Genomic DNA, 20,447 nt, shown 5'->3' with positions numbered 1-20,447 from the left:
GGGGGGGGGGGGGGGGGGGGGGGACGCAGGCGATGCCCTCTGCGAGGCACCCCCCACCCCCAACCCCTCCCCTGAAGGGGAGGGGCTTGTCGATATCGGCACCGGCACCCTGCCCTCCGCCCCCGAACGCCGCATCGTGCGCATCAACGGCGCGACCGCCGCCGCCACCGCGTTGGCGGAATGGCTGACCGTATTGTGGCTCACCCCCGCAATGGACCGCCTGTTCGTCGAACCTGCAGGCGAGCGGCGGCGGTTCCTCGATCGGCTGACCCTGGCGATCCGGCCCGATCACGCCCAGCACGCCAATCGCTACGAAGCGGCGATGCGCGCGCGCAACCGGGTGCTGGCCGACGATAACCCCGATCCGCATTGGCTGACCGCGCTCGAGGCGCAAATGGCCGAGCATGGCGCGGCGATCGACGCCGGCCGGCGTGGGACGGTGACGGCATTGGCCGGTCGGCTGGCGGACCAGCCCGAGGGACCGTTCGCGCGTGCCGGGCTCACACTCGAAGGGTGGAACGGTGCCGATACGCTCGCCGCCGATCTGGCGCAGGGCCGCCGGCGCGATGCGGCGGCAGGTCGCACGCTCGTCGGGCCGCATCGCAGCGACCTCATGGTCACGCATCTCGACAAGAATCAGCCGGCGTCGCTCTGTTCGACCGGCGAGCAGAAGGCGCTGCTGCTCGGGCTGGTGCTCGCGCATGCCGAGCTCGTCGCCGACCGTGTCGGCCGCGCGCCGATCCTGCTGCTCGATGAGGTCGCCGCCCATCTCGACCCGGTCCGCCGCGCGGCATTGTTCGATCGGCTGGCGGCGACCGGCAGCCAGGTGTGGATCACCGGCACCGAACGCGCGCCGTTCGACGATATCGGCGCGGCGTCATGGTTCGCGGTCGCCGACGGTACCCTCTCGACCGCCTGAACGTTCCCTGTCCGAGCGCCTAAGGCCGGGTTCAGTCCCGCGCCGCTAGCACGCGTCGATCATACAGGGAGAATAGTCATGAAGATGTTGTTTGCCGCCGCCACCGCCTTGATCGCCATTGCCACACCGGCAATTGCCCAGGATCGCTGGGACTGGTCGGGCGGGCGTCCCGACGGCCCCGATTTCCGCATCGCCGGTCCGGGCGTCCGAATCCTCTATCCCGAATTGCGCGAAACGCGGCGCGGGCGCGCGTTCGTGATGCGCAATTTCGACCGCAACCATGACCGCTTTCTGACCATGTTCGAAGCGCGCCAGGCCAACCGCGCCTTTGCCCGGATCGCCGGACCGCGGCTGCGCGGGTTCGACTGGGAGTCGCGCGACAGCGGTTACACCGTCGAAGAGCGCGGCGGACGCGGCGGCTGGGATCGCGGCGCGATGCGTAGCTACGGTTTCCGCCAGACCGCGCGCGGCGCGACGATGCGGCTCGACGAGGACGTGCTGTTCGCGACCGACAGCGACGTGCTGCGGCCCGGCGCGATCGACAAATTGCGTCCGCTAGCGAGCTATCTGCGCGACAATCCCGGCGTCCGCGTTGCGATCGACGGCTATACCGATTCGCGCGGCAGCGATGCGCACAACCAGGACCTGTCCGAACGCCGCGCCGCGAGCGTACGCGGCGCGTTCGATGCGATGGGCGTGACTCGCGCGCGCTTCTCGGTCGCGGGACATGGCGAGCGCGATCCGATCGCGACCAACGCCACTGCGGCGGGAATGCGCCTCAACCGCCGGGTCGAGGTGACCTTGTTGGGCCGACGCGCCAGCGAGTTCTGACGGTCCAGGGCCGGCGTGCCAGAAAGATGCCCTAGCCGACTCCCCCTCACCCTTCCGCGACGCTTTGCGTCGCTCCCTCCCTCTCCCACAAGGGGAGAGGGAGACGATCGCGCCCAAATTCCCTCTCCCCTTGTGGGAGAGGGGAGGAGGCGCGAAGCGCCGGAAGGGCGAGGGGGAAGCGGGCTGTCCAACAAGAGCCCGCTTTGCCGTTCCAGAGTCTTAGCTCCCCGCCGCCACCCGATTGGCGTGGGTATAGATCACTTGCCACTTGCCGCCGCGCTTCGCCCAGATGTCGGAGAAGCGGATGCGCACCGAATAGGGCTTGCCCTCGGACATGCCTTTCATCGTCACCGCGCCGCCCAGCACCGCGCCGTCGGCCCATACCATGATCACCTGATCGTCGATCGCGAACGGCTCCATCGTGAAGCCCTTGGCGGTGTAGTCGGCGATGAACTGCGCCTTGTCCTCGCGCTTGTCCTGGCTGTTGATCAGCAGATAGTCGTCGGCGAGCAGGCGCTTGAGCGCCTCTCCATCGCTCTTGACCTGGGCGAGGTCGAAATCCGCCGCCGCCTTGGCAAGGTCGGCGGGAATGCCCGGATAGGTCGGCATCGGCTGCACGGCCGGCGCGTCCGCCAGCGCCGGGCTCGCCAATGCCAAAGCCGCCACCATCGCGATCCTTTTCATCATCCTCTCCCGCTTTAACCGTGATGCGGCACTCTAGTCCGGCGCGTAGTCCAGACAAGTCCGCGACGATCGGTACGCCCCCTGTGGATCCAACCGGATAGGATGCGAAACAATCTGGCACACAAGCCGAATGGACGGTAATATTGACCTATCTTTCGCATCCATCGGGAGAGTGACTCGATGACATATCTGGCTAGTTTTGCCGCTATCCTACTGGCATCATCAGTCGCCGCTCCCGCCGCGGCGCGCGACCAGGTACCGCTCACGGTCCAGCGCGACGGCACTCGCGTCACAGTAGTATCCGCGTCGGTCGAGCGGCAGGGTCGGATCGTGACTGCGCTGGTCCGGTTCACGCCGACCACCGGTGCGGCCGCCTGGACATCCTTGATCAGCGTCGATTGCAAGGCCGCCACCATATTCGCCATGCGCCAACCCGGCGGGATGGAAGCGCGTCCGACCGGATTGCGGCCAGCCGGAGCTGCGTATCACTCGATCAAGCAGGGCAGCGTCGGTAACTTGTTCGCGGCCGCCTTTTGCCCGAGCCGGGTACCGAACGATATCAGCGTTGCCTCGGTCGGAGGGGGCCCCGCAATGCCGGTGCAGATCGATACTCGCCGCTGAGCACCGGAGGCATCAGCCCAGCGTATCGTACAGCCGCAGAATCCAGCTGACATCGTAGGCAAGATACAGCGCCGCGAACAGCAAGTGGAAGCGGCGATTGCCGGTCCAGGCGGCGACCGCGCACAGGATGATGCCGGCTGCGATCCGTGCCGGATATTCGGGGCCGAGCGCGCGGAAATGGTCGGCGCCCTTGATCGCGGTGTCGATCAAATCGGCGGCGAAAGTCGCGGCGAACAGGCCGAAGAACCAGCGCCGCCGCGACAGGAAATAGGCTTCGTAGGTGTCGTGCTCGGCGAGATCGCCGGGAAACAGCAGACAGGCGAGCACGAACCACAAAAAGGCGTACCCGAGCAGGAACACGAACAGCTCGAACCGCCAGGCGCCAAGCGAGATCAGCGCGAATTCCCACCACCAGAAATGGACGATCGAGAGCAGGATGACCGCGACCCACAGCAAGTGCGTCGCCGACACCGGATTGCGTCCGGGATGCTCGACCATCCGCGCCAGTCCCGACAGGATTCGGGTGAGGCCGAGGCCCAGCACGACGCCGACCAGCACGCGGACATGGAGGTAGAGTTCGTGCGGATCGGGCGGTTGCGCCATGCGCCGATGGGACCATTCCCGACAGCCATTTGCAAGGGGCACGAACGGGCACGGCCGACTCGCCATTTTGCTTCCGTTTTCGGGGGCGAATCCCTATATGCTCGCTATGGCAACACCCCCTCAGACATCAGATTACGGCGCCGATTCGATCAAGGTCCTCAAAGGGCTCGACGCCGTCCGCAAACGCCCCGGCATGTATATCGGCGATACCGACGATGGATCGGGCCTCCACCACATGGTGTTCGAGGTTTCCGACAACGCGATCGACGAAGCGTTGGCCGGTCATTGCGACCGTATCGATATCTCCCTGAACCCCGACGGATCGGTCAGCGTCACCGATAACGGCCGCGGTATCCCGACCGGAATCCATGCCGAGGAAGGCGTGTCGGCGGCCGAGGTCATCATGACCCAGCTCCATGCCGGCGGTAAGTTCGAGAACACCTCCGACGACAATGCCTATAAGGTCTCCGGCGGCCTGCACGGCGTCGGCGTGTCGGTGGTCAACGCGCTCAGCGAATGGCTCGATTTGACGATCTGGCGCGACGGCGAGGAACATTACATGCGCTTCGCCCATGGCGACGCGGTCGCCCCGCTGAAGGTCGTCGGCAAGGCGGCGGAGGGCCAGAAGGGCACGCGCGTCACTTTCCTGCCGTCGCCCTCCACCTTCAAGATCACCGAATTCGATTTCGAGAAGCTCGAACATCGCTATCGCGAGCTGGCCTTCCTCAATTCGGGCGTGCGGCTGTTCCTGACCGATGCGCGGCACGAAGAGCCCAAGACGATCGAGCTCTATTACGAAGGCGGCATCGCCGCGTTCGTGAAGTATCTCGACCGCACCAAGGCGCCATTATTCCCGGAGCCGATCGCGATCTCCGGCCAGCGCGATGATATCGGCATCGACGTCGCGCTCGAATGGAATGATTCCTATTACGAGAACGTCCTGTGCTTCACCAACAACATCCCGCAGCGTGACGGCGGGACGCATCTGGCGGCGTTCCGCTCGGCGCTGACGCGCACGCTCAACGCCTATGCCGAGAAATCGGGGCAGATGAAGAAGGAAAAGGTCAGCCTGACCGGCGACGATATGCGCGAAGGCCTGACCGCGATCGTCTCGGTGAAGCTGCCCGATCCCAAGTTCAGCTCGCAGACCAAGGACAAGCTCGTCTCGTCCGAAGTGCGCCAGCCGCTCGAAAGCCTGCTCGCCGACAAGATGGCCGAATGGCTCGAGGAAAATCCGGCCAATGCGCGCCAGATCATCCAGAAGGTGATCGACGCCGCCGCCGCGCGCGAAGCCGCGCGCAAGGCGCGTGAAGCCAGCCGCAAGTCGGTGCTCGGGGTTTCCAGCCTGCCGGGCAAGCTGGCCGATTGTCAGGAAAAGGACCCGGCCAAGTCCGAACTGTTCCTGGTCGAGGGCGATTCGGCCGGCGGCTCGGCCAAGCAGGGCCGCGATCGCCATTTCCAGGCGATCCTGCCGCTGCGCGGCAAGATCCTCAACGTCGAGCGCGCGCGGTTCGACCGCATGCTGTCGTCGCGCGAGATCGGGACATTGATCCAGGCGATGGGCACCGGCATCGGGCGCGACGACTTCAATCTCGAGAAATTGCGCTATCACAAGGTCGTGATCATGACCGACGCCGATGTCGACGGCGCGCATATCCGCACCTTGCTGCTGACCTTCTTCTATCGCCAGATGCCCGAGATCATCACCGGCGGGCACCTCTTCATCGCGCAGCCGCCGCTCTACAAGGCGACGCGCGGGCGGTCCGAAGTGTATCTGAAGGACGAGGCCGCGCTGGAGGAATATCTGGTCGCGGCAGGCGTCGCGTCGAGCTCGCTCGATGGCGTCGGCACCGGCACCGCGCTGCGCGCTTTGGTCGATCATTCGCGTCGCATGCGGTCGCTGATGCGCTTCGTGCCGCGGCGCTACGATCCCAGCATCATCGAGGCGCTGGCGATGGACGGCGTGTTCGATCCCGAGGCCAGCACCGCGCAGCGCGCGGAGCGGCTGCAGGCGACGACGGTCAAGCTCGACGGCGGCGATCCCGAAGCGACCTGGACCGCGCAATTGACCGACGAAGGCTCGCTCCATTTCCAGCGACTGTGGCGCGGGGTCACCGATCATCACGTGATCGAAGCGGCGTTCCTGGTCTCGGCCGAAGCGCGCAAGCTGCATGGCCTGGCGGCCGAGCAGGTCGACAGCTACGGCAGCGCGGTCAAGCTGGTGCCGAGCAAGGCGCAGGCCGCGGCGACAGCTGCCGAGGAAGCCGCCGCGGAGGTCGACGAGGAGGAGGATCTGCCGGTCACCGTCGGCAAGGGCGAGGCGCTGATCGCGCGGCCCTCGCAATTGCTCGAGGCGATCCTGGCGGCGGGGCGCAAGGGCCTGTCGATCCAGCGCTACAAGGGCCTGGGCGAGATGAATCCCGAGCAATTGTGGGAAACCACGCTCGACCCGACCAACCGCTCGATGCTGCGCGTCGCGGTCGACCAGGCCGATGTCGCCGACGAGATTTTCACCCGCTTGATGGGCGACGTGGTCGAGCCGCGCCGCGAGTTCATCCAGGAGAATGCGTTGAGCGTCGCCAATCTCGACGTGTGACGCGCGACGGTCATTGAACCGTCGCCGGACAGGTCTAGATCATGGGCGTAACGATAATCGTTGAAGGAGAGGATCGATGCGCTTTGGGGTGATGTTGGCGGCGGTAGCCGCGATCGCTGTGCCGGTCGGTGTGGTGGCGAAGTCGGACGTATCGCCCGCCATCACCAAGGCACTCGCCGCGCCCGCGCGCGCCGACCAGGCGGGCGACGACGGGCGCCGACATGCCGCCGAGCTGATCGCGTTCGCCGGGCTCAAGCCGGGGCAGCGTGCGGTCGATTTCTGGCCGGGCGGCGGCTATTGGACGCGCATCTTCACCGGCGTGGTCGGCGATAGCGGTCATGTCTATGCGATCTGGCCCAGCTTCGCCGCCAAATATGCCGAGAAGGGGCTGCCCGCGCTCCAGGCGCGCGCGCTCGCCAACGTCACCGCGTCGGTCGACGGCGCCGCGGTCACCGTGTCGCAGCCGGTCGACCTGGTCTGGACGGTCGAGAATTATCACGACATCCCGAATGACGGGCGCGGCGAGGCCGCCATCGCCGCGTTCAACGCGCAGGTGTTCAAGGCGCTGAAGCCCGGTGGCACCTTCCTCGTCGTCGACCATGTCGCGCCCGCGGGCAGCGGCCTGAGCGATACCGACACGCTCCACCGCATCGACCCGGCGATCGTCAAGAAGCAGGTCATCGCCGCGGGCTTCACCTTCGTCGGCGAATCGAAGGCGCTGGCCAATCCCAAGGACGACCACACGCTGAAGGTGTTCGACCCGGCGATCCGCGGCCACACCGACCAGTTCGCCTACAAGTTCCGGAAGCCGCTCAAGTGATCCGGGCCGGGTTGGCGGTGCTGCTGGGCGCCGCGGCGCTCGGCGGCTGCACGCAGAAGTGGGACACCGGCAATACCGCCGCCGCGGACACGCGGCTGGCGCGTGACGTCGCGCTCGATGCGCGGCGCCACGGTCCGGAGATCGCTGCCTTCGCGGGGGTGAAATCCGGCGACAAGGTGATCGATCTGATCCCGGGCGGCGGCTATTGGACGCGCACCTTTGCCCGGATCGTCGGCCCGTCGGGCCATGTCTACGGCATCTGGCCCAAGCCCTATGCGATGGAATCCGGCAGCGACGTCAAACGCTATGCCGCCGCGGCCGGCACGCCCGCCTTCGCCAATGTGTCGGCGAGCACCCAGCCCGCGACCAGCCTGACCGCGCCCGAAAAGGTCGACCTGGTCTTCACCTCGCAGAATTACCACGATTATCCCGACAAGTTCATGGGATCGATCGATCCTGCGGTGCTCAACAAGGCGGTGTTCGACGCGCTCAAGCCCGGCGGCATCTATCTGATCATCGATCACGTCGCCGCGGCGGGATCGGGCATGCGCGACACCGACACGCTGCACCGGATCGATCCGGCGATCGTCAAGAAACAGGTGACCGCGGCGGGGTTCGTGTTCGACGGCGAGTCGAAGCTGCTGGCCAACGTAGGCGACGATCACAGCAAGCCAGTGTTCGACAAGTCGATCCGCGGGCATACGGACCAGTTCATTTACAAGTTTCGGAGGCCGTAACCCCAAGCGTCACCCCGGGCTTGTCCCGGGGTCCAACGGGAGGCGAGCGTGGAGCAAGCGGTTCGAGCCGCGGGATCGAGGCACCTTGGACCCCGGCACAAGGCCGGGGTGACGGCGTGGGCTATTCGCGCTCGTCCCGCAGCGGCCGGCTGAGCAGCGCGCCGATCACGTCGCCGACCGGCGCACCGTCGAGCAGCGCACACACCGCCTCGGTCACCGGCATGTCGATGCCCGCTTCGGCCGCGGCCTCGCGCAATACCGGCGCGGTGAAGGCGCCTTCCGCGACGGTGCGGCGATCGGCGAGCAGCTCGTGCGCCGACCGCCCCTCGCCCAGCCCGACGCCGAGCGAGAAATTGCGGCTGCTGGTCGACGAGCACGTCAGCACCAGGTCGCCGAGGCCGGACAGGCCCGCCATCGTCTCGGCGCGCGCGCCGCGCGCGAGACCGAACCGCGTCATTTCGGCAAAACCGCGCGCGATCAGCGCGGCGCGGGCATTTTGCCCCAGGCCCGCGCCCTCGACCACGCCACAGCCGATCGCCAGCACGTTCTTGACCGCCCCGCCGATCTCCGCGCCGATGACGTCATCCGACGCATAGGGACGGAAATTCGGCGAAGCGAGCCGATCGGCAAGCGCCGCCCCCAGCGCCGCGTCCTCGCACGCCAAGGTCACCGCGGTCGGCAATCCCGCTGCCACCTCATGCGCGAAGGTCGGTCCCGACAGCACCGCGATCGGCGCCGCCGGCTGCACCGCACGCGCCACTTCACCGACGAGGAGCTTGCTCCCCGCTTCGATCCCCTTGGCGCACAGCACGAGTGGCTTGGTCCCGAAATCCTGCCCACCGAGCACCGCGCGAACATGCTGCGCGGGCGCCACCACCAGCAGCGCATCGGCCTCGCGCAACGCATCGAGATCGTCGGTCGCGACGATGCTGCCGGATAGCGGCACGCTCGACAGGAACAGCTCGTTGACGTGGCGCGCGTTGATCGACTCCACGACCTCAGGTTCGCGCGCCCACAAGATCACCCGCTGGCCATCGGCCGCCGCGACTTGCGCCAAGGCGGTGCCCCAGGCGCCGCCGCCGATCACGCCTATCCTCACGCTTTCACTCCCGCCCCGCGCACCTTTTCCGCATCGGGATCGAGCGGCCAGCGCGGACGCGCGGCGATGTCGAGCGGATCGGTCAGGCCAGCCGCGAAACGCTCGGCGCCGGCCCAGGCGATCATCGCGGCATTGTCGGTGCACAGCCATTGCGGCGGCACGCTGAACGGCAGGGCGTAATCGCCCGCGAGCGATTCGAGCGCGGCGCGCACCGCCCCGTTCGCCGCGACGCCGCCGGCGACGACCAACGCGGTCGCGTCGGTATCGCCCAATTGCCGGCGGGTGCGGTCGACAAGGCAATCGACCGCGGCTTGCTGGAAACTCGCCGCGATGTCCTCGACTTTCCACTGGCCGGTGTCATGCGCGCGCAGCACCGCGCTCTTCAGCCCGGCGAAGGAGAAATGCGGCTCGGCCGACCCGAGCAGCGGGCGCGGCAAGGGCACGATGTCCTGGCCGATGGCGGCGGCGCGCTCGACCGCGGGGCCACCGGGAAAGCCGAGCCCGAGGATCTTGGCGGTCTTGTCGAAGGCTTCGCCCGCGGCGTCGTCGATCGTGGTGGCGAGGCGACGATAGCGCCCGACGCCCTCGACCAGCAGCAATTGGCAATGCCCGCCCGAGACGAGCAGCAGCAGATAGGGAAAATCGAGATCGGGATCGGCGAGCCGCGGGCTCAGCGCATGGCCTTCGAGATGGTTGACCGCGACCAATGGCTTGCCCGCCGCATGCGCCAGGGCCTTGCCGGTGACCAGCCCGACCATCACCCCGCCGATCAGCCCGGGTCCCGCCGTCGCGGCAACCGCATCGACTTGCGCCAGCGTCACGCCGGCCTCCGCCAGCGCGGCTTCGATCAACGGCTCGAGTGCCTCGACATGCGCGCGCGCGGCGATCTCCGGCACGACGCCGCCATAGGGTCGGTGCGCGGCTTCCTGTCCGGCGAGCTTGTGGGACAGGATGCGGCGGTCGCTGGTGACCAACGCCGCCGCGGTCTCGTCGCACGAGGATTCGAGGCCAAGGATGAGAGTCATCATATGTCTCTAACGGTTCGGGCCGGGCTTGTCGAAGCGCGGTCCCCAACGAACATGGGGAGGAATTGGGCCTTTAGACGCGCGTCACCGCATTGACCGCGTCCGCCGCGCGCAACGCCGCCATCAACTTCTCGAGATGCGCGGCGTCGCGCACTTCCAGGTCGATCTGGTTGGTGTGAAAGCCGGTGTCGCTGGTGTCGAACCGGATGTTGATGATGTTGGCGCGGTGCTGGCCGATGATCGTCGACACGGTGCCCAGCGCACCAGGCTCGTTCTTCAACGTCACCTCGATCCGCGCGAGCCCGCCTTCGGACTTGTCGCCCCAGGCGAGATCGACCCAATCGACATCGTCCGAATTGGCCAGCACCGGGCAATCGATGCGGTGGACCTCGATCTCCTGGTCGGGCCGTCGCAGCCCGACGATGCGGTCGCCCGGCACCGGGTGGCACAAGGTGTCGAGCTTGTAGGCGACGCCCGGAGTGAGGCCGGTGATCGAAATCGCCGACGATTGCTGCGGCAGCGCGCGTCCCGCGTCGGTGCTGGCCGATCCCGGCATCAGCGCTTCCATCAGTTCGGCATCGGTGATCCGCCGCCGCGCGACCGCCTCGATCAGCGCGTCCTCGTCGGTCAATTGCAGCTTCTTGAGCGCGGTCTTGACCGCATCGACCGACAGCGGCGCCGGCAGGCGATCGACGATCTCGTCGTACAGCTTGCGACCGAGGGTCAGCGTTTCCTTGCGCTCGATCGCGCGCAAATGGCGCCGGATCGCCGCGCGCGCTTTTCCGGTGATCGCGAAGTTGAGCCAATTGGGCTGCGGCGACTGCGCCTTGGAGCGCAGGATCTGCACCTGGTCGCCATTCTCGATCACCGTGCGCAGCGGCACATGGCGTCCGTTGATCTTGGCGCCGACCGCCTGGTCGCCGAGATCGGTATGGACGGCATAGGCGAAATCGATCGGCGTCGCGCCCTTGGGCAATTGGTGCAGCTCGCCCTTGGGCGTGAAGGCGAAGATACGATCCTGGTACATCGCCATCCGCGTGTGCTCGAGCAGCTCCTCGGGCGTCTCGGCGGTTTCCAGGATCTCGACCAGGTCGGTGATCCAGCTATGCTGGCCGTCGGCGCGGACCTTGCCGGTCTTATACGCCCAATGCGCCGCCAGCCCATATTCGGCCTCGGCATGCATTTCGCCGGTGCGGATCTGGATTTCGACGCGCGTGTCGCCGGCATGCATGATCGAGGTGTGGAGCGAGCGATACCCGTTGCGCTTGGGGGTCGAGATGTAATCCTTGAACCGCCCCGGCACGAACGGCCAGCGGCGATGGATGACGCCCAATGCGCGGTAGCAATCCTCCTCGGTCGGGACGATCGCGCGGAACGCCATGACATCGGACAATTGCTCGAAGCTGATGTGCCGCTCCTGCATCTTCTTCCAGATGCTGTACGGGTGCTTCTCGCGGCCCGAAATGTCAGCATCGACGCCGTGGCGCGACAGCAGCAGCTTCACCCCGGACCCGATCTTGGCGATGCGGTCGCCGCCTTCCTGCAATTGGTCGAGGCGCTTCTGGATCGATTCATACGCCTCGGGCTCGATCTGCGCGAAGGCGAGCGTCTGCATCTCCTTCATGAATTCGTACATGCCGATCCGCTCGGCGAGCGGGGCGTAGATATCCATCGTCTCGCGCGCGATGCGCTTGCGCTTCTCGGGATTGGGGATGTGGTGGAGCGTGCGCATATTGTGCAGCCGGTCGGCGAGCTTGACCAGCAGCACGCGGATGTCGTCGGACATCGCGAGCAGGAACTTGCGCAGATTCTCCGCCGCGCGCTCGCTTTCGGTCTGCGCCTCGATCTTGGAGAGCTTGGTGACGCCGTCGACCATCCGCGCGACATTGTCGCCGAACAGTTTCTGGATCTGCTCGGGCGTGGCGACCGTATCCTCGATCGTGTCGTGCAGGATCGCGGTGGCGATCGTCTCGGCGTCGAGATGCAGGTCGGTCAGGATGCCCGCGACTTCGATCGGATGGCTGAAATAGGGATCGCCCGATGCGCGCTTCTGCGAGCCATGCGCCTGGAGCGAAAAGACGTACGCGCGGTTGAGCAAGGCCTCATCAGCCTCGGGGTCATAAGAGAGGACCCGATCAACCAGTTCGTACTGACGCAGCATTGCCGCTCAAGATGGGGCCGGACCGCGCTGCTTTGCAACAAAATGTTGGCCGCGAGCAATTAAAGGCGCGCGGCCAACGAGGGGATGGTGATGTTTATTGGATCGCGGTGCCGGCACCGCTCCCAAATCAGTTCGCCTTGGCGTTGCACTTCGACAGCGTATCAGCGTCGAGCGCCTGGCCGCCGACGGTGAACGAGGTCAGCTTGCCGACGCGCTGCGCGACGAGCTGGCACAGCACGATATCGCGCTCGGGGGCCTTGGCGGCGGCGAAGGCGCCGTCGCGGAATTTCCACACGGTATCGCGGGTGATCAGGCTGGTCTTGGTCGGTGCCTCGACGGGAGTGGCGGTGTAATAACCGGGACCCTGGGGCTGCGCGACGGCGACGGTGCTGCTGACCATGGCGGCGGTGATGACGGCGAGAATCCTGGGGGCTAAGCGGGACATGTTTTCCTCCTACGTCCGTTGCAACGCACAATAGGTTGCGAATCACCACCTAGTATATTAGGTTTTCAGTTGCAACTAGAAATCTACGTGGCATTTTCATGACGCAGGAAATGGGATACGCTCGCATGCAAAGAGAGGAATTCTGATGGGCGGACATCTGAGGGAGCCGCTGCGCGAACTCGTCGAATGCAGCCTGCCGGCGGCACTCGAGGCGATGGGCGAGCGCTGGAGCTTCATGATCCTGCGCGCCGCTTTCAACGGCCTGCACCATTTCGAAGAGTTCCAATCGGAGCTGGGCATCGCGCGCAACATCCTGGCCAATCGCCTGGCGCGACTGGTCGAACATGAGATCCTGACGCGCGAGGCGCTGCCCGAGGATCGCCGCAAGATCCAGTACCGGCTGACCGACAAGGGCATGGCGTTGTTGCCGACGATGGTCGCGCTCCGGCAATGGGGCGAACGCTGGGAAACCGGCGTGCCGGCGACCCCGGTGCTGGTCGACGCGCGCGACATGCGGCGCATCCGGCCGATCGAGGTCCTGTCGCACGACGGACGTGTGCTCACCAAAGGCGACATGCATTGGGCGCTGCCGGAGGATGTGGTCGGCGAAGAAGACCCCCTGCCCCAGGCGGCTGAGTAAGCAATAAAAAGCCCCTCCCCTTCAGGGGAGGGGTTGGGGTGGGGCAGTCGCAGGCAATGCGCTCTGCGAGGCATCCCCCACCCCTAACCCCTCCCCTGAAGGGGAGGGGCTGAGCTACCCCAATTTCTCGATGAACTCCCGAATCGCGTCGGGGATCGGCACCGGCTGCCCGGTCGGCAGATGCACGTTGACCGTGACCAGCCGCACGATCGAATGCAGGTCGCCGGTCGCGGCATGACAGAGTTCGAATATTTGCGTCATGCTGGTCGATCCCAGCCGTTCGACCTTGGCATAAGCAAGGATCACGTCGCCGTAGGAAAACGGCTTGAGGAACTCGACCTCGGCATGGCGGACGTGGAATTCGGTCTCGGTCCAGACGGGCCCCAATGCGTCGGCGATGCCGGTCCATTCCCAGAATTCGGTCCCCGCGACATCGGCATATTCGAGATAGCGCGAGTTGAAGACGACCTTTTGCCCGTCAATCTCGGCATAGCGGACCTTGATCGGGGTGGAGAAAGCGAAGCCGGGACGAGTCATGCACGGCCCTTATCGCCTGCTTTACGCGACCGCCACCTCCGTGCGGTCGCCTGGCATTCCAGTTGCTGCCTGCTCAGGCGGCCAGCGGAATATCGTTCGAGGCCGGCAGCGGCCCCAGGCACCGAAGCGACTGTCGTACGTCGGCCCCGGCGACGATCACTGGCGCGTCCACCAGTTCGCTGACCTGAGCCAGCGCGGTTGCCGATGCGCCCAGCGCGACGTCCGGCAGGAGAAGCGTCAGGCCGGGATGCGTGTCGGAAAGGAGAACGAGCGCTTCTCCCACGTCATCAACCCGAAAAATCGAACGGAAGCCCGCGTCCCATAATGCCGCGATTGCGGCATCTGCCTTGGAACCGTCAGCCCCGATCACCAGTGCGTGCAACATTACCTATCCCCGACCGAACGTGAGGATCGCATGATTCCGCACTGCCGGTCGGCGGGCATTACGTAAACCTCCTGATCGCTCCGGTAGAACAAGGCACCGCCCGCGCTCCCGGGACACGAACGGCTTTAGCCCCTCGCCGATCAGCGCTCGACGCCCGGAGTCCGGCAGAGGCAATCAGCACGTCAGCCCCTGCGGCGAAGCCATCGTTCCCAGTCGATCCGACTGAACGCGACGAGGGCGCCGAGCATCGCCAGTTGGAGGGCGATTCCGATCGGGCTGGTGAGATTCCGGCGGAACACGTCGCCGATGCTGGTTTCGCTGAGTTGCTGGGCGCTCACCGCATAGATGGAATAAGAGACGATGCGCCCGGCAAAAAAGGCCGCGGTGAACGGCAGAAGCCGGATCCGCGCCAGGCCGGCGGCTTCGAAGAGCTGAGCCGACGGCAATGGAGAGAGCGCAAAAAGACCCAGTCCAACGACAAGGTTTCGCTTGCGCCGCAAGACCAGCGCGCGCGCCGCGGCAAGGTTTCGCTTCGTCTTGTCGGACAGTCGCCCGGCGAGCAGCTGAAAACTCAGCGCCAGGAGCATCCGGCCTGTCGCCGCGGCGAGCGCGCCGACGATCACCAGGCCGGGAACGGGCAGCCGGGTGTTCAGGCCGTACAATACGATGATGGCCCAGGTCGGCGGGCCGAACGCCGGGAGCAGGTTCACGCCGAGCACCACGACAAAGAAGATCAGCAGATCGGTCAATCCGAACTCCGTTCATCGCCAGCCGCGCCGCCGCGGGCGGCCGTCCGACACGCGAGCATTCGTCAATGCGCGCGCCGCCGGAACGCCTGCTCGGTGCGGGCATGCTTGTAGCTGTCGAGCACTTTCCGCATGTCGGCGACAGCGCGTTCGCGCGAGCGCGTGTCCTCGATTTGCGCGAGTTCGCGCTTCAGGTTCGACGCGAAGTCCGCATAGCTGTTTTGCCAGTCGCGTCCGATCGCCTCCTGCAGATGCGGGTCGCCCGTCTTCGTGCGCCGGGCCGGCTGCCCCGCCGCAAGATGGTACGTCTCGCCAAGTTCGGGCACGACGACCGACGATGCAATGCCCTTTGCCGACGCGAACTGCCGCAGCGTGTCGATCGACGCGGCTTCACCGTGTCCGAGAAACAGACTGCCGGCGATCGGCCGCCGCGCCTCCATCCAGGCGATCAGGTCGGTCTGATCGGCATGCGCGGAATAGCTGTCGATCCGCCGGATCTGCGCGCGCACGACGATATCCTCGCCCCAGATCCGCACGCGTTCGGCGCCGTCCAGGATCACGCGGCCCAGCGTGCCTTCCGCCTGGAACCCGACGAACAGGATCGTCGCGTCGCGTTTGAACAGATTGTGCTTGAGGTGATGCCGGATTCGGCCGGCCTCGCACATGCCCGATGCGGCGAGGATGATTGCCCCCGACACACTGTTGAGGCGGATCGACTCCGCGGTCGCGTCGACGAAATGAAAGGCGGTGTTGCGGAAGATATTCTCGCCGTTCAGGTCCTCCAGCGTGTCCGCATATTTCGCGAACACGCTGGTGGCACGATTGGCCAGCGGTGAATCGATGAACACCGGAATCGACGCGATGCGTTTCGTCTCCATCAGTGCGGCCAGATCGAGCAGCAATTCCTGCGTACGCTCGAGCGCGAACACGGGAATGATCAGGTTGCCGCCACGCGCCAGCGCCGCCTTGATCTCGGCCTCGAGCAGGGTGCGGCGCTCGGCGATGGTGATGTCCTCCCGCGTGCGATCGCCATAGGTGGCCTCGCAGATGACGTGGTCGAAGCCGGCCGGGCTTTCGGGATCGGCGTAGAATGCCTTGTGCTTCGGGCCCAGATCGCCCGAGCAAAGGATGCGCGTCTCGTCGATCACCAGTTCGACCGAAGCCGACCCCAGGATGTGCCCGGCATTCCACAATCGCGCCTTGAAGCCCGGGACCGGTTCGAACCATTCTTCCCGCGCGATCTCGCGAGTCTGCTTCCAGGCGGCAAGGGCGTCCTGCTCGGTGTAGATCGGCAGAATATCGGGAAGGTCGGCGCGATCCTTGCGCCGGTTGCGCCGCGCCGCGTCGCCTTCCTGGATGCGGCCCGCATCCGCGAGCATATATTCGAGCAACGCGGCGGTTTGCTCGGTGCACCATATGTCACCGGCGAAGCCCTCCGCCACCAGGCGAGGCAGCAGCCCGCAATGGTCGATATGCGCGTGCGTCAGGACGACCGCATCGACCCGCTTCGCATCGAATGCAAAGGGCGTGCGGTTCAGCGTCTCCAATGTCCGGGAGCCCTGGAAGAGTCCGCAATCGACCAGGATGCGTTTTCCCGCGTGGCAGAATTCCATGCAGGAACCCGTGACGGTGCGCGCCGCACCATGGAATGAGAGCGTTAGATCTTTCGTCACCCGGCCCAGGCTCCAATCATCTTGATCGACAAGGATTAGGCGAGATTGGCCGCCCGGGAACTTGGTAGGTCTACCTATGCCGCCGGGCGTATCGGTTCAGGGGGTGGGCGTCGGACCGGACGTAACGAACGCGGACGCCGGTCGGCTGACATCGAACGACCGCTTCGACCCAATGGCGCAGGTTGCCGCCGCCGCTGTCCGCTTCCGGGTTGGCTGAAGATCCGCCGCGACACCGCTCATGCGGAGAGAAACACGACACCGGGAATCGACGTGCCATGGTCGGCAGCGCCGAGCCGACCGTCATGGTCCAGTGGGAGCCGGGCGACATTCCCCGAACGTTGGTTGGCGACCAGCATCTCTCCACGCGCCTCGACCAGGAGGAACAGACGTGGACCTCGCCCCCCGGAGCCGACATGCTGAAGGAGGGTCAATCCCCCGTCAGCGCCGATCGCGAACACGGCAATGCTGTCGTGACCGCGATTGGAGACGTAAAGCCGCGTGCCACGGCTATTGAGCGCGATGTGGGCGGCGGTCGAGGGACCGGCGAACGCTGCCGGCAAGGTGGAAACGATCCCCTTCGCGGCAAAGGTGCCGTTTGGATGGACAGTCAGGATCGTCACCGTATTGGCCAGCTCGGAAACCAAATAGGCGATCCGCAGGCGCGGGTGGCGCGCAAGGTGGCGCGGCCCCGACCCCGCCGGCGCGCGATAGGCGAGCGAGCTGGATACGATAGCGCCCGATCGCGGATCCAGCATGTGCGCGAAGATCGCATCCGCGCCCAGATCCACGGCGTGGAGCAGTTTCGAGCCCATCGTGAAACCCACCCAATGGGCGTGCGGGCCCGCCTGCCGCGCGCTGTTGGGGCCGCTGCCGGTATGGACGACGAGTTGCGCCTCACCCATTGGACGACCGGTGTCGCGATCGACCCGCCAAACGGCGACGCTTCCGCTGGAATAGTTGGCCACGGCCAGCAGGCGACCGTCCGGGCTAAGGGCCGCATGGCAGGGATCCGACCCGAGCGTCGAGAAGTCCCCCAACCGCCGTAAGCCGCGATCGTAAACGCCGAGCCGGCCCTTTTCCTGTTCGTCGAGCAAGTATCGAATGCCGCTCGCGCTCGCCCGCACGCCGAACGACGCGTTACGGATCGTGTCGAACGGACGGCCCGCTACCCAGCCGCTCGGGCCTGCGGTGAGCGGCACAAGACCGGGTCCACCTTCTCGAGCATAGGTTCCAGCGATCAGCTCGACCGAGTTGTGCGCCAGGAGCCGGGAAGGGAGCGCGCCGAGCGCCATTGCGGTGCCGACGAGCGCCCGCCGGGAAAAGAGCAATGCGGGAGAAGTCATGGCTCGTACAGTCAAGTTGGATCCCCTCGCGCCCAGCGGCAATCAAATAGCCCATCCGCTGGATTTGCCATTCCAGACAATTGGTGGCGACCAACGGGCGTTCGGCGCGTCAGAGAAGCATCGTCGCCCTGATCCCCGCCCTTGCCGGATGTTGCCCGATACCCCGGATACGGGCTCTCTCATTCCAGACCGGGGGCGCTCTGTGAAGTCGTAATTGGTTGGACAGGTTGAGCCTATTCCCGGCAATATTAGCGGTCAACAGCCCATTTTCGTGGCGATCCAACCATATCTGTCATACAGCAATTCTCGATCAAGGCTGGCAGTAGCGACCAGGCGTCATACCAGGAGGGGAAGCGGCACATGCCGAAAGACATTGCCTGCGCGAGGATGGTGGAGCGTACGCCGACCCGATACCGGCGCGCGCCGCGATGACTCCCGAGGATATTCGCCTGGTCCTGTCGGCCGTCTTCGGGATCGGCCTGTCCGTCCTCTTGGTCGTCAAGGGCCGCCTGCACCCCTTCATCGCGCTGCTGTGCGGTGCGTTCGTCGCTGGCTTGTGCGCCGGTATGTCGCCGCTCGCCACGGCGGCCGCGGTGCAAAAGGGCGGCGGCGATATTCTGGGCGGAACGGGCCTGGTGGTCGCGCTCGGCCTGTCCTTGGGCGCGATGCTCCAGCTGTCGGATGGCGCTGCATCGCTGGCGCGGCGCGGCCTGAGGCTCGCGGGCAATGCCGGGGCGCCCTGGGTGAGCCTGCTGGTCGCGCTGGTCATCGGGCTGCCGCTATTTTTCGAGACGGGATTGGTGCTTCTGTTGCCCATCCTCGCAACCGCCGCGGCGACCCTCTCAGAGGGCAGGAACGGCGATGCGGCGAAACTGCGGCTGATGCTCCCTGCCCTCGCCGGTCTGTCCGTGGTTCATGCGCTCGTCCCGCCACACCCAGGACCGCTTCTCGCCGTCACCGCGCTCAACGCCGATCTCGGTCGGACAATTCTCTATGGCCTCGTCGTCGCGATCCCGACGGCGATTATCGCTGGGCCGTTGCTGTCGCGGTTCACTTCCCGGCGGATTGCGCTGACCGCGCCCTCGATCGAGCTTAGCGAACCGCTGCAGGCCGCGCCGCCGCTGGGGATATCGCTCGCGGTCATCCTGATGCCGGTGGTGCTGATCGCGGCCGGGCAGATACCGGCCTTGCTCCCGGCCGGCGCCGCCGCATCGGCCGGCTGGCTGACCTTTGCGAGCAACCCGGTCTTCGCGCTGCTGCTGACCAATCTCGTCGCATTGCCGTTGCTGTTCGGACGGCGAGTCGGCGATGCGACGGTTCAGGCGACCATCTGGACGGACGCGATGAAACCGGCGGGTACGATCCTGTTGTCGATCGGCGCGGGCGGTGCGCTCAAGCAAGTGCTGGTGAGCGCCGGACTGTCGGACCTGCTGGCGAAGGTCGCTGCAGACGGCGCCGTGTCGCCTATCATGCTTGCCTGGCTCGTGGCGGTGGGCATTCGGCTGGCGACAGGCTCGGCCACTGTGGCGACGATCACGACCGCGGGCATCATGGCCGGGACCGTCGCGAAAAGCGGCGCGTCGCCGGAATGGGTGGTGCTCGCAATCGGTGCCGGATCGGTGTTCTTCTCGCACGTCAACGATCCGGGTTTCTGGCTGGTAAAGGGCTATCTCGGCACCAGCACGGCGGACACGTTTCGCACCTGGTCGGTGCTCGAGACGGTCGTGTCGGTGGTCGGTCTGGCCTGCGTGCTCGGCGCGAGCTACCTTTTGTGATGGGGCGGGATCGATGAGCACCGCACGGTCGAAAGCCCGGAGTGGCAACAGATGAGCGAGGGTCGCCTGGCCGACCGCGCCTATTCGGGCATCGTCGCGATCATCAACCAGGACCATCTGGAAGTCGGGGATCGCTTGCCGTCGGAAGCGGGACTGGCCGAGCGGTTCGGCATCTCGCGCACGATCGTCCGCGAAGCGCTGGTCCGGCTGGCCTCCGACGGCATTACCGAGGCGCGGCGGGGCGCGGGCTCGTTCGTCAAGCGGCGTCCGTCGGAACGGTTGGTCGCGCACATGCCGATGGAGGAACTCTCCGCGACGCTTGGCAGCTATGAAGTACGTTTCGTCCTCGAGCCGGAAGCGGCGAGGCTGGCGGCCGCGCGCCGGTCGGCCGAACAGATGCGCGTCATCGAGCAGGAGATGATGCGCCTGGAAAATGCCCTGCGCTCCAGCGGCCCCGCGCATCTGGAGGATATGGCGCTCCACCGCGCGATCGTGCTCGGCACATGCAATCCCGCTTTCGTCTCCGCGTTCGACAATATGTTCGCGGACATCGACCGGATCATGCAGGCGGGTGTCGATATATCCCGGTCGCGGCCTCCCGAGGCGATCGGCGCGATGCTCGCCGAACACCAGATGATCGTCGAAGCGATCCGGGTCCAGGACGCCGACGGCGCAGCGCTCGCGATGCGCTGGCACCTTTCACAGGGACGCAAGCGGCTGATGCCGTGACACCCGCGGCCAGGGCAACAATTGGCGCGCATTGCCGCCAATCAGAGCTGGATCGGCGGGAAGGGCCGCTACCGACCC

The 20,447-nt window shown here is 66.1% G+C and carries 20 protein-coding genes; 9 read left to right on the top strand and 11 right to left on the bottom strand.

All coding sequences use genetic code 11. The features are described 5' to 3' along the window. Both recF and SMA01S_RS22065 read left to right on the top strand, forming a co-directional pair. Nucleotides 1-919, top strand: a 919-nt coding sequence (recF, locus tag SMA01S_RS22070) for a DNA replication/repair protein RecF (protein ID WP_084250512.1), incomplete at its 5' end; no start/stop codon positions are given. A 78-nt stretch (nt 920-997) separates the two neighbouring features. Further along, nucleotides 998-1,750, top strand: coding sequence for an OmpA family protein (locus SMA01S_RS22065; RefSeq protein WP_066827397.1), 753 nt, complete (start codon nt 998-1,000; stop codon nt 1,748-1,750). A gap of 219 nt (nt 1,751-1,969) precedes the next feature. Here SMA01S_RS22065 and SMA01S_RS22060 read toward each other — a convergent pair whose 3' ends face one another. Further along, the gene (locus tag SMA01S_RS22060) at nt 1,970-2,434 is read right to left on the bottom strand and encodes a nuclear transport factor 2 family protein (RefSeq protein ID WP_169804291.1); all 465 of its coding nucleotides are present in this window, start codon (nt 2,432-2,434) and stop codon (nt 1,970-1,972) included. 180 nt (nt 2,435-2,614) lie between these two features. Between SMA01S_RS22060 and SMA01S_RS22055 the strand changes: the two genes are divergently transcribed. Then, nucleotides 2,615-3,055 carry a hypothetical protein gene (locus SMA01S_RS22055; protein ID WP_066827393.1) on the top strand — a complete coding sequence of 147 codons (441 nt, stop codon included), beginning with the start codon at nt 2,615-2,617 and terminating at the stop codon, nt 3,053-3,055. A 12-nt stretch (nt 3,056-3,067) separates the two neighbouring features. Here the strand turns inward: SMA01S_RS22055 and SMA01S_RS22050 are convergent, their stop codons facing one another. Beyond that, nucleotides 3,068-3,658: a hypothetical protein gene (locus SMA01S_RS22050; protein ID WP_066827387.1), complete on the bottom strand. Its 591-nt coding sequence runs from the start codon at nt 3,656-3,658 to the stop codon at nt 3,068-3,070. A 106-nt stretch (nt 3,659-3,764) separates the two neighbouring features. Here SMA01S_RS22050 and gyrB point away from each other — a divergent pair, with 106 nt between their 5' ends. The 3 genes from gyrB to SMA01S_RS22035 all read left to right on the top strand — a co-directional run bounded on the left by gyrB (nt 3,765) and on the right by SMA01S_RS22035 (nt 7,811). After that, nucleotides 3,765-6,254, top strand: a complete 2,490-nt coding sequence (gene gyrB / locus SMA01S_RS22045; RefSeq protein WP_066827385.1) for a DNA topoisomerase (ATP-hydrolyzing) subunit B — start codon at nt 3,765-3,767, stop codon at nt 6,252-6,254. Between the two features lie 76 nt (nt 6,255-6,330). Next, nucleotides 6,331-7,074, top strand: a complete 744-nt coding sequence (locus SMA01S_RS22040; RefSeq protein WP_066827383.1) for a class I SAM-dependent methyltransferase — start codon at nt 6,331-6,333, stop codon at nt 7,072-7,074. Further along, nucleotides 7,071-7,811, top strand: coding sequence for a class I SAM-dependent methyltransferase (locus tag SMA01S_RS22035; RefSeq protein WP_066827377.1), 741 nt, complete (start codon nt 7,071-7,073; stop codon nt 7,809-7,811). Before SMA01S_RS22040 ends, SMA01S_RS22035 begins: the two co-directional genes overlap by 4 nt. Nucleotides 7,812-7,932: 121 nt before the next feature. Here SMA01S_RS22035 and SMA01S_RS22030 read toward each other — a convergent pair whose 3' ends face one another. The 4 genes from SMA01S_RS22030 to SMA01S_RS22015 form a co-directional block, all read right to left on the bottom strand. Next, nucleotides 7,933-8,910, bottom strand: coding sequence for an NAD(P)H-dependent glycerol-3-phosphate dehydrogenase (locus SMA01S_RS22030; protein ID WP_066827375.1), 978 nt, complete (start codon nt 8,908-8,910; stop codon nt 7,933-7,935). Beyond that, nucleotides 8,907-9,935 (bottom strand): tRNA (adenosine(37)-N6)-threonylcarbamoyltransferase complex transferase subunit TsaD, encoded by a 1,029-nt coding sequence (gene tsaD / locus SMA01S_RS22025; RefSeq protein ID WP_066827399.1) that lies wholly within the window; start codon nt 9,933-9,935, stop codon nt 8,907-8,909. The genes SMA01S_RS22030 and tsaD overlap by 4 nt, the downstream gene beginning before the upstream one ends. A 73-nt stretch (nt 9,936-10,008) precedes the next feature. Then, complete coding sequence (locus SMA01S_RS22020; protein ID WP_066827373.1) at nt 10,009-12,096, bottom strand: RelA/SpoT family protein; 2,088 nt, start codon at nt 12,094-12,096, stop codon at nt 10,009-10,011. Between the two features lie 127 nt (nt 12,097-12,223). Beyond that, entirely contained in the window at nt 12,224-12,541 is a 318-nt protein-coding gene (locus tag SMA01S_RS22015; protein ID WP_066827371.1) for a CC_3452 family protein, read from the bottom strand. Between the two features lie 145 nt (nt 12,542-12,686). Here SMA01S_RS22015 and SMA01S_RS22010 point away from each other — a divergent pair, with 145 nt between their 5' ends. Next, nucleotides 12,687-13,181 (top strand): winged helix-turn-helix transcriptional regulator, encoded by a 495-nt coding sequence (locus SMA01S_RS22010; RefSeq protein WP_066827369.1) that lies wholly within the window; start codon nt 12,687-12,689, stop codon nt 13,179-13,181. Between the two features lie 114 nt (nt 13,182-13,295). On the opposite strand, the gene SMA01S_RS22005 is transcribed toward SMA01S_RS22010, so the two are convergent. The 5 genes from SMA01S_RS22005 to SMA01S_RS21985 form a co-directional block, all read right to left on the bottom strand. Then, entirely contained in the window at nt 13,296-13,718 is a 423-nt protein-coding gene (locus tag SMA01S_RS22005) for an acyl-CoA thioesterase (RefSeq protein ID WP_066827367.1), read from the bottom strand. Between the two features lie 73 nt (nt 13,719-13,791). Beyond that, complete coding sequence (locus SMA01S_RS22000) at nt 13,792-14,103, bottom strand: hypothetical protein (protein WP_066827365.1); 312 nt, start codon at nt 14,101-14,103, stop codon at nt 13,792-13,794. A 182-nt stretch (nt 14,104-14,285) separates the two neighbouring features. Next, complete coding sequence (locus SMA01S_RS21995) at nt 14,286-14,852, bottom strand: hypothetical protein (RefSeq protein ID WP_066827364.1); 567 nt, start codon at nt 14,850-14,852, stop codon at nt 14,286-14,288. A gap of 62 nt (nt 14,853-14,914) precedes the next feature. Then, nucleotides 14,915-16,462, bottom strand: a complete 1,548-nt coding sequence (locus SMA01S_RS21990; protein ID WP_066827362.1) for an MBL fold metallo-hydrolase — start codon at nt 16,460-16,462, stop codon at nt 14,915-14,917. Between the two features lie 296 nt (nt 16,463-16,758). Then, the gene (locus SMA01S_RS21985) at nt 16,759-17,907 is read right to left on the bottom strand and encodes a lactonase family protein (protein ID WP_245649393.1); all 1,149 of its coding nucleotides are present in this window, start codon (nt 17,905-17,907) and stop codon (nt 16,759-16,761) included. 386 nt (nt 17,908-18,293) lie between these two features. Here SMA01S_RS21985 and SMA01S_RS21980 point away from each other — a divergent pair, with 386 nt between their 5' ends. Both SMA01S_RS21980 and SMA01S_RS21975 read left to right on the top strand, forming a co-directional pair. Then, nucleotides 18,294-19,640 carry a GntT/GntP/DsdX family permease gene (locus SMA01S_RS21980; RefSeq protein WP_066827358.1) on the top strand — a complete coding sequence of 449 codons (1,347 nt, stop codon included), beginning with the start codon at nt 18,294-18,296 and terminating at the stop codon, nt 19,638-19,640. 51 nt (nt 19,641-19,691) lie between these two features. Beyond that, nucleotides 19,692-20,369: a FadR/GntR family transcriptional regulator gene (locus SMA01S_RS21975; RefSeq protein WP_066827356.1), complete on the top strand. Its 678-nt coding sequence runs from the start codon at nt 19,692-19,694 to the stop codon at nt 20,367-20,369. Nucleotides 20,370-20,447: the final 78 nt, after the last annotated feature.

The sequence above is a fragment of the Sphingomonas mali NBRC 15500 genome, from assembly GCF_001598415.1.
GTDB lineage: Bacteria > Pseudomonadota > Alphaproteobacteria > Sphingomonadales > Sphingomonadaceae > Sphingomonas > Sphingomonas mali.
The sequence above is the reverse complement of the archived record's forward strand: the minus strand, read 5'-3'. Positions and strand labels throughout refer to the sequence as shown.

What these genes read in the sequence shown, in the direction of transcription:
- SMA01S_RS22065 (WP_066827397.1), top strand. Translation starts at nt 998, where the DNA reads ATGAAGATGTTGTTTGCCGCCGCCACCGCCTTGATCGCCATTGCCACA.
- SMA01S_RS22060 (WP_169804291.1), bottom strand. Translation starts at nt 2,434, where the DNA reads ATGAAAAGGATCGCGATGGTGGCGGCTTTGGCATTGGCGAGCCCGGCG.
- SMA01S_RS22055 (WP_066827393.1), top strand. Translation starts at nt 2,615, where the DNA reads ATGACATATCTGGCTAGTTTTGCCGCTATCCTACTGGCATCATCAGTC.
- SMA01S_RS22050 (WP_066827387.1), bottom strand. Translation starts at nt 3,658, where the DNA reads ATGGCGCAACCGCCCGATCCGCACGAACTCTACCTCCATGTCCGCGTG.
- gyrB (WP_066827385.1), top strand. Translation starts at nt 3,765, where the DNA reads ATGGCAACACCCCCTCAGACATCAGATTACGGCGCCGATTCGATCAAG.
- SMA01S_RS22040 (WP_066827383.1), top strand. Translation starts at nt 6,331, where the DNA reads ATGCGCTTTGGGGTGATGTTGGCGGCGGTAGCCGCGATCGCTGTGCCG.
- tsaD (WP_066827399.1), bottom strand. Translation starts at nt 9,935, where the DNA reads ATGACTCTCATCCTTGGCCTCGAATCCTCGTGCGACGAGACCGCGGCG.
- SMA01S_RS22020 (WP_066827373.1), bottom strand. Translation starts at nt 12,096, where the DNA reads ATGCTGCGTCAGTACGAACTGGTTGATCGGGTCCTCTCTTATGACCCC.
- SMA01S_RS22015 (WP_066827371.1), bottom strand. Translation starts at nt 12,541, where the DNA reads ATGTCCCGCTTAGCCCCCAGGATTCTCGCCGTCATCACCGCCGCCATG.
- SMA01S_RS22010 (WP_066827369.1), top strand. Translation starts at nt 12,687, where the DNA reads ATGGGCGGACATCTGAGGGAGCCGCTGCGCGAACTCGTCGAATGCAGC.
- SMA01S_RS22005 (WP_066827367.1), bottom strand. Translation starts at nt 13,718, where the DNA reads ATGACTCGTCCCGGCTTCGCTTTCTCCACCCCGATCAAGGTCCGCTAT.
- SMA01S_RS22000 (WP_066827365.1), bottom strand. Translation starts at nt 14,103, where the DNA reads ATGTTGCACGCACTGGTGATCGGGGCTGACGGTTCCAAGGCAGATGCC.
- SMA01S_RS21990 (WP_066827362.1), bottom strand. Translation starts at nt 16,462, where the DNA reads ATGGAATTCTGCCACGCGGGAAAACGCATCCTGGTCGATTGCGGACTC.
- SMA01S_RS21980 (WP_066827358.1), top strand. Translation starts at nt 18,294, where the DNA reads ATGACTCCCGAGGATATTCGCCTGGTCCTGTCGGCCGTCTTCGGGATC.
- SMA01S_RS21975 (WP_066827356.1), top strand. Translation starts at nt 19,692, where the DNA reads ATGAGCGAGGGTCGCCTGGCCGACCGCGCCTATTCGGGCATCGTCGCG.